Here is an 11,645-nt window from a genome sequence, read left to right on the forward strand (position 1 = left end):
ACCTACCACAGAAGATTGGGTTCAGATCCTGAAAAGGTCATTGTGGAAAAGTTCACTTATGATTCCCAGAACAGGCTGCTGACCCATACCCACCAGGTTGGTAACAATCCTGTTGAATACCTTACTCAGAATAAATACAATGAAATTTCCCAGCTGGAATCTAAGAAGGTAGGAGGAACAGCTGCTGCATCCCCATTACAGACTGTAGATTATAAATACAATATCCGGGGCTGGATGACAAAAGTTAATGATCCGTCTAATCTGCAGAATAAACTTTTTGCGTACGAACTGCGTTATAATAACCCAAACAGTCAGTTTTCTGGTTCCGCGAGGTATAATGGAAATATTTCCCAGATGTCATGGATTACCCAAAATGATGCAGTATTGAGAAATTACTCCTACGAATATGATGCTCTTAACCGTCTTAAAGAAGGACGTTTCTGGGATGCCATGAATTTGGAAAGAGGAGAATACCACGAACAGCTTACCTATGATCTTAACGGAAATATAAAAACGCTTTTAAGAAGAGGAAGACAGCTTCCGGGATATACAGCACCCGAAGTAATGGACAACCTGGAATACCATTATGAAAATGGTGAACTAAGTAATAAGTTATCCTATCTGAAAGAAATTGGAACCGGAAATGCCATCAGTGGATATCCATTAGCATCAGGAAGTACAGGAAGCACCATTACTTATGATCTCAACGGAAATATGACCACTCAATTGGATAAAGGAATTTCCTCCATCCAATATAATTATCTAAATTTACCTGGAAAGATTACCCAAAATTCCAAGATAACGGATTATATTTACAGAGCAGACGGAGTGAAGGTAAGAAAGGTTTTTGGAACAGAAACAACCGATTATCTGGATGGCTTCCAGTATACTGATTCTGTATTAAAATTTTTCCCGACAGCAGAAGGATATTTTAATGTTGAAACCGGAAAGTATGTATATAATTATACCGACCACCTAGGAAACACCAGATTAAGCTATGCTAAAAGTGGAGCAGAAACAGAGATCATTGAAGAGAGTAATTATTACCCGTTCGGATTGAAACATGAGGGATATAATGTATTGACAGGAAATCCAGCATATAAATACAAATACACCGGAAAGGAGTTGCAAGAAATGGGAATGTATGATTATGGAACGAGATTTTATATGCCGGATATTGGCAGATGGGGTGTGCATGATCCTCTATCTGAAATAACTTTACAGATATATAGTTATGCAGATAATAATCCTATTTTTTATAATGATCCAACAGGAATGATTGCCCAGCAACCTGAAATGCATTTAACAATATATAAGCATAAAAGAACTGGGGAAGAGGTAAATATTAATGATGGAGTTAATGCAACTGTTTTAGTCAATGGATATGATTTTGCAAAAGCAAAAACTTATGCTAAATATTTTGATTATAATAGGGCTAGTTTAAATGGGAATTCTAATTATGAAGTAAACCAAGGATATATAGATTTTTATTACAATACCAGATATGGTAATGGTTTTAGTTTTGCATCTTTATTTGATTCAGGACCTGATAAACGAAGAATGCCTACAAGTGATGAAGATACTATGATATTGCTGGAAATGCCTGATATAGGTAGAAGAGGACCATTAAAGGGTGCTTTAAAAGCTGTAGAAAAAAATGTTGTAAAATCACTTGTAGAAGAAGATGCTAAATTAGTAAAACTAGCACAAGAGGCATTCAAAGGAAACAAGTTATTACGCAGAGAGGCTGAAGCTTTAGTAGAGCAATTAGGTGGAGGTAATATGAATCCTGGTATTGGAAGTAAGATTCTTGGTAAAAATATTTTTGAGGCTAGATCTAGAGGGGGGGCAAGAGTATATTTTAGACAAGGCTCTGATGGTATAGAAATCCTTGGTTATTCAAATAAACATAATCAACAAAAAGTAATAAATCAGATTTTCAAAAAAAATAAATAATTATGAAGGATTTTAAAGTAATCTTTCCAAGTGGATATAATATTAATGATTATTATGATGATAATATTGACTTAAATATTATTCTTCCTACAGGACGTGTTTTTTTTTCAACTTTTTTTACAATGTTGAATATAAATAATCTCATTGAAAAAGATAATACATTATACTTTTGGGCAATGGATATGATTATTGTAAAAGATCTGAGAAAAGAGACAATACGAAATGTCATACTCAAAATGATTGATGATGGTTATCTTGAGTCTGCATGTTCAGATATAGGTGAAATTAACGAAATTTTCTCTAATATTGAAACCTATAATGATATAACTTGTAATATATAGTCATTAAACTTGGATTCCCCGCTGGCGCGAGCGTCTCGCTCGTGTCCACAAATAAATAAAGAGGTTGTCTCCTTTTATTTTCTTGTATTAAGAAACTATATTAATATATAACGATTATCATCAAAGTTAATAAACAATTACCTTTGTAAATTATATAAAATGAACAGGTTATATTTTTGTACTCCAAAAATCTGTATATTGGTATTACCAAATTAAAGCGTAATCCGAAAAGCCCTGCTACCGCACGATTGCATCATGTAGCAGACAGATAAAAAACCTCCCCCGCTCTCCCCGCTACCGCACGATTGCATCGTGTGGCAGACAGATAAAAAACCTCGCATTTTGCGAGGTTTTTTGCTTGTTTAGTTTTAAAATTTTGTATAGTATTACCAACGAGAAAGAACAGATATTCTTTTGTTGCAGGATCAAGCTTGTCGATATCTTCAATACCCTTGCTGTCACACGAATCATTCGTGTGGAACTTATACTATCAAATCAATATCTATCGTGTGTGATGTCGATATAGTAATTCAGAATAATAAAGAGCATCTGTTAAAATATAAGATCATAAAAAACAAAAATTTTTAGGAATTCAACCTGATGGTTTGATCTATAGTTTTAAATTAAACCACACGAAAAGATTCGTGTGTGAGACAAAATAAAAATAATTATGAATAATAGAATTGTAAAATCAATTATATACTTATTGAAATTTTGTGGAATTATCATATTGATCGATATTACATATAATATTGCAGTGTTTCATCAATTAAAATCAGCTAACATAATATTTGATGTTATTTTTGGTTTTTTGTTTTGGATATTATTCATTTTTTCTGGTAAACTTCCTAAATAATATTTTGAAATCCTTGATAACACCATAATCTTCCTTGTACATATGCATATAAATAAAAACCACTGCTAGTTTAAACTGCAGTGGTTTATTCTGGATTGAGAAAGTCATTTCCACGGTCAAGCAGCATAGCCTGATAAAGCAAGTTTTACAACTTTGTACAGCAGTAGAATATTGAAACTGGAATATTTTCTCTCCCAGACAAATGATGCGCTGTCAGGAATGAAAAAAAGCTACTGCTCTTAGAGAATTTTAGTTCAATAGAAAAAATAAATACCTTCGTTAACCTCAGATTTTCTCATGTAAAGATCTGTATATTTATCTGTAAAAATATCCTGTATCCATGACAAAAATTCCTATTCTGGATTACCTTACCAAAGTAGTCAACAGTGAAAATGTAGATGAATTTACAACCTATCAGATCTATCCTACCGCGATTTCAAAAACACTTGGATTTCAAATAACTGATGTTGCCTCCGGAGAAGCCAAAGTCTCCATCAATGCAGATCATGAAATACATGGAAATCAACAGGGAACCATCCATGGCGGATTACTATGTGAACTGGCAGATGCAGCCATCGGAACAGCTCACTCTACTCTGATGAATGAAGGTGAAAGCTTTACCAGTATTGAACTTAAGATCAATTTTTTCCGTCCAACCTGGAAAGATAAACTTACGGCTTATGCAAAGCCCATACAATCAGGTAAAACCATCACTGTCTATCATTGCGAAATATCCAATACCGAAGGAAAACTGGTGGCAGCAGTAACCAGCACTGTTATGACCTTAAGAGGTGATAAGGCAAAAGGAAGATAATCTGGTATTTAGTAATAAATCCCCCTTTACAATTGTTATACTAATATGAAAACAGTTGCACTCCTATTCTTTTTTTTCGTTTCTCTGACCGTTGTTTCAGCTCAGAATCACCCGTCAGAAGGTTACTTTGAAACCTCAGATCATGTAAAGATCAAATATAAAGTCTCCGGAAAAGGAGAAACCTGTATTTATATTCCAGGCGGTCCGGGGCAGGGATATCCATCTTTTGAACTGATGGGAGGCAATACCCTTGAAAAAAACATGCAGATGGTTTACATGGATCAGCGGGGTTCCGGGGAATCCAGCACATCGGAAAATTATCATCTTGATAAAATGGTTCAGGATATTGAAGAAGTGAGACAGCATCTGAAATTGAACAAGGTATTCTTACTGGCTCATTCCTTTGGCGGAATCATAGCAGTCAATTATGCAAAAAAATATCCTCAGTATACCAAAGGAATCATTCTGGCCAACGTTACGCTTCATTTTCTGAATGAAGAATCCGTCAAAGAACAGATTGAATATGGAAACAGTCTTCTACAGGCAAAAAACAGACTTGTTTCTAAAGACAGCCTTTCTTTAGAGCTTTCTAAAATCAGCAGTGCATTAAGGAAAAAAAGAATCGGGTATAAATTTCTTACTGAAGATATCGAAACCATAAAGCAGATGGATAAAATAGATTCTCTCCATCCCCGCATCATCGACTTCGGAATGGCAGTGATCTCAAAACCCAAAGATTTCCCTGAATATTATGCCGATTATGCACCCATCACCAGGGACATTCGTGTTCCGGTACTTATCATTACCGGAAAAAATGATAAAGCAGTCGGAACTCAGCATTATAAAACCTTCCAGTTTCCCAATCAAAAAGTAGTTTCTATTGATGGCGGACATCTTTTGTACTACGAGAAAAATAAAGAATTTGCGAAGTCTGTTACTCATTTCGTAAAAACAACGAAGTAATAGCAGCTTTTATTTTTATAATCAATTTTATGGCGCGGCCTCCGGCCGCGCCATAAAATTCTCCCATAAAAACATTCATAAAAAAACCCGGCTGTTTCAAATTTGAAACAGCCGGGTTTTATCTGTTAATTTCTGCTTAAAAGGCAGGTAAATCATTAAAATTTCAAATCTCCATTCACTTCTCTTACCGCATTAGCAGCTTCAGCGAATTTCAATTGCTCTTCAGCAGTCAATGTTACATTTACGATTGATTCTACTCCGTTAGCTCCGATGATAGCCGGAACACCTAAGCAGATATCGTTTTGTCCGTATTCTCCTTCAAGCATTAAAGAACAAGGGATCATTTTCTTCTGGTCACATGCAATGGCCTGAACCATTACAGAAACAGCTGCTCCTGGAGCATACCACGCAGAAGTTCCTAATAATTTGGTAAGAGTAGCTCCTCCTACTTTCGTTTCTTCGATTACATATTTTTGTTGTTCATCACTCAGAAACTCAGTTACAGGAACACCGTTTCTTGTAGCTTTGCTCAATAATGGAAGCATACCTGTATCACTGTGAGCAGCGATTACCATTCCGTCAACATCAGAAATCGGAGCTTCTAATGCTTCGGCCAATCTGTATTTGAATCTTGCAGAGTCTAATGCACCACCCATTCCGATGATTTTGTGCTTAGGAAGACCTGAAGTTTTGTGAACAAGGTAAGCCATAGTATCCATTGGGTTAGAAACTACGATAATGATTACTTCCGGAGAGTGTTTTACTAAGTTTTCAGTAACGTCTTTCACGATACCAGCGTTGATACCGATCAGTTCTTCTCTTGTCATTCCAGGTTTTCTTGGAATCCCTGAAGTGATTACTGCTACATGAGAACCTGCAGTTTTGCTGTAGTCTCCTGTTGTACCCGTAATTTTTGTATCAAATCCGTTAAGAGATGCTGTCTGCATCAAATCCATTGCTTTTCCTTCAGCAAACCCTTCTTTAATGTCTACCAAAACTACTTCTGAACAGAAGTTCTTCATTGCGATGTATTCTGCACAGCTTGCTCCTACAGCGCCTGCACCTACTACAGTTACTTTCATATTGTTACTTTTTAAATTATTTTTTTGTTAGTTAAGTTTTAAATTTGAAACTCCCCAAATTTAACAATTCCTGAAAAAATGCGCAATTTTTCAGAAATTTAATTAGAATTAAATGAATTAATTAACGTTCAGTAAAAACGTATAGAGTTTTCTCGCTCCTGAAAGCACTTTGCTGTAGTTTTCTTCAGCCACTTCCGTATCCAGGACTTCTTTAAAGTTTTTCCACATAGGCCCTGTATTTTCCTGATAACATCCGAAAAAGTTGAAAGTAACCTCATCGAAACCGTCTGTTTTAGAAAGCTGTTTTGCAATAACATTCCCTCCCAGCGTAGAACCTTCAATCACATACATAGCGCCAAGGGCTTCATGCTCATTATCAAATTCAAGATGATGGGAAGCTTCCTGATTTTTCAGAGAAAGGCTTTTAAGGTCTTTTTCAATGAGGGAAAGCTTTTTTCTTGCATCGAGCTGAAGTTTTGCGGCATACTTATCCGAAAGACTGCTGAATATTTTATCTTCGCTGTGGAGAAGCATCAGGTAATTGGTATGGATGATTTTTTTATAATCCTCTAAAGTGAAAGTCTTATTGAAAATCTTTTCAGAATTAAAAAGTTTTTCTGCTGCATCGTGATAGTCTGCCGTATTCTGTTTAAGATATTCTGATACCATAATAACATTTTAAAAGTTTCTCAAATGTAAGGCTTTTTAAAAGTTAAAATAAAGGAAGTTCCCTCATTATTGCTTTCATAATCAACATTACCCCCTATTCTTTTCATAATACGGTGTACAATAGACAATCCTACTCCATTTCCTTTGAATTTTTTGGCATTATCCATTCGGTTAAAGATTTTAAACATCTTATGCTTTTCCTCCTGAGGGATCCCGATACCATTGTCAGAAATTCGGTAAATAATGGTCTGTCCGTCTTCTGTCCCTTCAATTTCTACTTTTGGCAGCTCTTTATGAGAAGAATATTTCACAGCATTATTAATGATATTCAGAAATACCTGGTGAAGCAATGTTTTATCAGCCAGCACATCGGGACATTCTTTAATGATAATCTCACTGTTTGGACTCCCGTAGGTCATTTTGGCATTTTCAGATATTTTCTCAATCGTCTGAGCTGTTTTCAGGCTTTCAAGCTGGATTTCGCTGTGCTTGGCACGGCTGAGCTGCAGCACATCATGCATCATTTCAGCCATGTTATCGATTTCCTGGATAATTGTATTGATTTTGGTTTTATTTTTTTCAGAATGATCAGCAAGATTTCCCAAAAGCATCTGTGCATTCAGCTTCATTACGGTAAGCGGTGTTCCAAGATCGTGTGATATGGTGTACGAAAAGCTGTCAAGCTCTTCATTTACTTTTTTAAGCTCATCATTAAGCCTTTTTATTGCATTATAATTTTTGTGGGAGGTTTCTAAAATAAGATCCCTTACAGCCTGCACTGCACTTATATTTCGGGAATTCCATCTTTTAGAATGTCCTTTTATATTTTCGGTAAAAATACGGAAGGAAGTTCTTGGTGATACCATTTGCTTTTCCTCTCCGTTCTGAGAAAATACCTCTATTTTTTTCTCAGGATTTCCGGCCCAGTTGATGTGCTCATCAAACTCTTTCCTGAACCAGATCAGCATTTCATTTTTATCTCTTTCAATAAAATAAACAATGATTCCGGCAGCATTTTCAGACAACCCAAGCGCTTCACCATGATCTTTAAGAAAACTCCTGCTTACATAGATCCCCTCTGCAGTATTACCAAGAGCCCATTGTGCGATTCTGTTAATAGTTTCCAGATCAGGCGTACTGCCATCCGTTATAATATTTTCTTCAGAAACAATAGCTAACCCGTCTGCTTCAGGTAAGTTTCTGATCTCTTCTTTACATTCAATAAGAGAATCAAACAAAATATTATGTTTTAAAAATTCCGTTTTCAGCTGAGACATTCTTTCGTTCAATTCCAGACGGTAATTCAATTCGCTTTTTGATTTAAAAGAGGAATAAGCATTGGCAGCCAAAGCCGTAAAAATCCCGGCCTGTACCCTGTCTTCAAGATCAATATGTTTGGGTTCAACATTCTGGCATGTTACCAATCCCCAGAGGTGATCATCAATAATAATTGAGATACTGAAACTGGAAGCTGCACCAGAATTTTTAAGATATTGTCCGTGAACAGGTGACATTCCTCTGGATGCTGAAAAAGTAAGATCAATAGGGTCAGGACTCTTGCTTAGAACAGGAACTGCATCAGCATATACATTGCTGAAAATCCTTTTCCTTTTCTTCAGGTAGAGATCTCTCGCCTGCTTCGGAATATCAGATTCCGGATAATGAAGTCCCAGGAAACTTTCCATATCCTCATTCTTCTTTTCGGCAATTACCTTCCCGGAACCGTCCATCATGAATTTATAGACCATCATTCGGTCATAATTGACCACTTTTGAAAGGGTTTCCAGAAGATGATTCCACAGCTCTTTTTCATTATCGATGATGTAAAAGTTATCATACTTATTGGAAATCCGTTTATTTGGATTTATGATAACTTCTTCAAACTCCAGGAAAATATAAAGCTCACTTCTGAAAACAGAAAAATGATACTCTCTGTCATTGATAAAAATTTTATCAAAATACGTTTCATTTTTACGTCTTGTAAATTTGTCCAGTGAAGTATAGATTTCTGAGTCTATAATGCCTTGAAAACTTTCCGGAAAGTCAGTGAGCTTTCTTCCGAACAGCTGTTCCGAGCTCCCGATTTTAAATAGATCCGAAATATTCCTGCTAAAAAAAGTAATGGTACGAAACTCTGCGTCAATGCCAATCAAATAGCCAAAACTTTGTATAGAACCCGGAATATGGATAGGCTCTTCATGGCATTCTATAAAATTCATATGTCTTTTCAGTCTGTTAATCAAATATAACGATTTTTCTGAACAGCTTTTTATTTTGTGGTACCTAATTTTAAAATACAGTATAACAATGTTTTACAATGTAAAACATTGAAAAAACAGAAGAAAACAAGCATTAAAACATTCTTTATTTTATCATCTGTTTTATATCATATCTTTAAAATATACAAAAAAAATTGTAACCATCCAATTATCATTCTTTAACCATGATTCATAACATAAATTACATAATATTAACCTAAATGATTACTTTATTTAAACAAATTTTGCTAAATTTATATCACCAAATAATGAATATGATTAAAATACATTGAATTATTCACAATAAATTCAATATAAAATTTAAATTCAAATAATACTATTATGAAAAAGTTCCCATTAATTTTATTTTCTCTGATCCTTTCTATAGGATTATGGAATCCTTCTGAAGCATGTACAAGAGTAGTGTACAAAGGTCCGCAGAATACCGTTATTACAGCCCGTTCTATGGACTGGCGTGACGAAATCCCTGTCAATCTATGGGTTCTCCCAAAAGGAATAGAACGAAATGGACTGGTAGGCTCTAAATCTGTGAAATGGACCGCCAAATACGGAAGTCTTGTAAGCTCTTCATGGGATATTGCTTCAGCTGACGGCATGAACGAAAAAGGACTGGTTGCCAACCTGCTTTGGCTGGGAGAATCTCAATATCCTAAATTTGATGGAAAAGGCAGTAAAAAAGGCATTGCCATTTCATTATGGGCCCAGTATTATCTTGATAATTTTGCCACCGTAAAAGAAGCTGTAGAGTTTTCCAGAAAGGAACCTTTCGTTATTGTAAGTGATTATATTCCGGGAACAGAAAGGTTTACAACCGTCCATCTTTCTATTTCCGATGCCTCAGGGGATAATGCAGTATTTGAATATATTGACGGAAAGCTGGTGATTCACCATGATCCATCTTATACTGTAATGACCAATTCTCCTATTTTTGAAGAACAGCTGGCACTCAACAATTACTGGAAAGGGATTCCGGGAACGGTTATGCTTCCGGGGACCAACCGTGCAGCCGACCGTTTCGTAAGAGCTTCTTACTACATCAATGCAATTCCGCAGACAGCTGATACCCGTACAGCGGTAGCCAGCGTTTTCAGTGTGATCAGAAACTGTTCAGTGCCTTACGGAATTACTTCCGCGACTGAACCTAATATTTCATCAACAAGATGGCGTTCTGTTTCGGATCAGAAAAACCTGGTATATTATTTTGAAACCGTTTTCACCCCAAATACTTTCTGGGTAGACCTTAAGGATTTTGACCTGAGCCCTAAAGGAAAAGTGATGAAACTGGATCTGAGTAACAACCGCACCTATAACGGTAAATCCAATACAGAATTTAAAGAATCTGCACCGTTTGCATTCTTAGGATTAAAGTAATATTTTATCACATAAACGCTTAACATCCCATCAATCTGCTCTATACAGATGACAGGTGCTAAGCAAAAATCCGATCATAAAGATCTGTCGGCAGTTATAAAAGCTCGTGATAGAATAAAGTTCTCAATAAAAAACAAAAATAGATATGGCCTTTTTTTCAATTAAAAAGAAAAGCCTGATCCTGTGCATGCTGGCCTGCGGGTTATCTGCCTACGCACAGAATCAGGATTCTCTGAAGACCACGCCTCCTCCACAGGAAGAAGATAATATAAAATATCCACAGCTGCAGATCAAGGGCCTTTTCCAGGCACGTTATCTTGTAGGAATGAGCAAAGATGTTGACGTCAACGGACTTCATCATACCGATGGATCCGGAACAGATAATAATTTCATGCTCAAATATATGAGGGTTCAGGTACGCGCGCAGATCAGTAAACGTACAGAAGTGGTTGTATTGGCCAATCTTGCTGACTTTAAAAATGATCCAAAGAGCAGAGTCCTGGAAAATGCTTACCTGAAATATACTTTCAATCCTAAATTAGCGATTACCGTAGGACAGTTCAGACCCTGGTTCGGTATTGAAGAAACTTATCCTATTGATATTATTAAGTCTTTAGACTGGTCTAATCAATACACAGAATTCGGAAAACTGGGCTGGACAAGCTTCCAGATTGGAATGTCTGCCACGGGACAGCTTCAGCTGGGAGAAATCCCCTTCCAATATGCGGTTTCAGTGGTTAACGGAAACGGCAAAAATCAGATCAATGACAATGACAACGGAAAACAGTATTCCACCCGTCTTGTTTTCGGATTATCTAAAAAATATAATTTCAATGTAGGTTTAAATGGTGGTATCGGGGAAGTTTTCAGCAAAAAAGTATATGCGCTGGGAGTAGACCTGAGCTCACTGATCCATTTTGACCCGAAATGGAGCCTTGATATGCAGCTGGAAGGCAAGCAGGCCACCAATCATGTTCTGTATAATTCCATAGCCCCAGAGCTGCGGCCTGAGAATCCGGATCAGTACCTGATCCGCGGCGTTTATTTCCTGCCAAATCTGAGGTATGAGATCAACCATAAAAATCTCAGTGCTTTCGAATTATCCTGCCGATACGAATATCTTGATACTAATTTCAGAATGGCTTCCAACCCAAGACAGACAATCACCCCGATGTTCGGATTGGAATTTTTGAAAAATTATGGCGCAAGAATTCAGCTGGGAGTACAGTTTGACCGCTACAAACATCAGATAGAAAACACATCACAATACAACAATAATCTATTCATTGTACAGGTACAGAGTAGATTTTAAAG

At 36.4% G+C, this 11,645-nt stretch carries 9 protein-coding genes; 6 read left to right on the forward strand and 3 right to left on the reverse strand.

Annotation, left to right across the window (positions count from 1 at the left end):
* The 4 genes from CRS_RS14670 to CRS_RS14685 all read left to right on the forward strand — a co-directional run.
* The coding region (locus CRS_RS14670; RefSeq protein WP_308463715.1) for an RHS repeat-associated core domain-containing protein at positions 1 to 1,956 on the forward strand (1,956 nt) is incomplete at its 5' end.
* A 2-nt stretch (positions 1,957 to 1,958) separates the two neighbouring features.
* Entirely contained in the window at positions 1,959 to 2,297 is a 339-nt protein-coding gene (locus CRS_RS14675) for a hypothetical protein (protein ID WP_142724776.1), read from the forward strand.
* A gap of 1,196 nt (positions 2,298 to 3,493) precedes the next feature.
* Positions 3,494 to 3,967, forward strand: a complete 474-nt coding sequence (locus CRS_RS14680) for a PaaI family thioesterase (protein WP_142724777.1) — start codon at positions 3,494 to 3,496, stop codon at positions 3,965 to 3,967.
* A 45-nt stretch (positions 3,968 to 4,012) separates the two neighbouring features.
* Positions 4,013 to 4,930: an alpha/beta fold hydrolase gene (locus CRS_RS14685; protein WP_142724778.1), complete on the forward strand. Its 918-nt coding sequence runs from the start codon at positions 4,013 to 4,015 to the stop codon at positions 4,928 to 4,930.
* A 155-nt stretch (positions 4,931 to 5,085) separates the two neighbouring features.
* On the opposite strand, the gene CRS_RS14690 is transcribed toward CRS_RS14685, so the two are convergent.
* The 3 genes from CRS_RS14690 to CRS_RS14700 all read right to left on the reverse strand — a co-directional run bounded on the left by CRS_RS14690 (position 5,086) and on the right by CRS_RS14700 (position 8,900).
* Positions 5,086 to 6,012 (reverse strand): malate dehydrogenase, encoded by a 927-nt coding sequence (locus tag CRS_RS14690; RefSeq protein WP_002977420.1) that lies wholly within the window; start codon positions 6,010 to 6,012, stop codon positions 5,086 to 5,088.
* A 117-nt stretch (positions 6,013 to 6,129) separates the two neighbouring features.
* Positions 6,130 to 6,681 carry a biliverdin-producing heme oxygenase gene (locus CRS_RS14695; RefSeq protein WP_142724779.1) on the reverse strand — a complete coding sequence of 184 codons (552 nt, stop codon included), beginning with the start codon at positions 6,679 to 6,681 and terminating at the stop codon, positions 6,130 to 6,132.
* Positions 6,682 to 6,701: 20 nt separating this feature from the next.
* Positions 6,702 to 8,900, reverse strand: coding sequence for an ATP-binding protein (locus tag CRS_RS14700; RefSeq protein ID WP_142724780.1), 2,199 nt, complete (start codon positions 8,898 to 8,900; stop codon positions 6,702 to 6,704).
* A gap of 381 nt (positions 8,901 to 9,281) precedes the next feature.
* Between CRS_RS14700 and CRS_RS14705 the strand changes: the two genes are divergently transcribed.
* Both CRS_RS14705 and CRS_RS14710 read left to right on the forward strand, forming a co-directional pair.
* Positions 9,282 to 10,331, forward strand: coding sequence for a linear amide C-N hydrolase (locus CRS_RS14705; protein ID WP_142724781.1), 1,050 nt, complete (start codon positions 9,282 to 9,284; stop codon positions 10,329 to 10,331).
* A gap of 145 nt (positions 10,332 to 10,476) precedes the next feature.
* Positions 10,477 to 11,643 carry a porin gene (locus CRS_RS14710; protein WP_142724782.1) on the forward strand — a complete coding sequence of 389 codons (1,167 nt, stop codon included), beginning with the start codon at positions 10,477 to 10,479 and terminating at the stop codon, positions 11,641 to 11,643.
* Positions 11,644 to 11,645 lie beyond the last annotated feature (2 nt).

The sequence above is a fragment of the Chryseobacterium sp. ON_d1 genome (genome assembly GCF_006829085.1).
Taxonomy (GTDB): Bacteria; Bacteroidota; Bacteroidia; order Flavobacteriales; family Weeksellaceae; genus Chryseobacterium.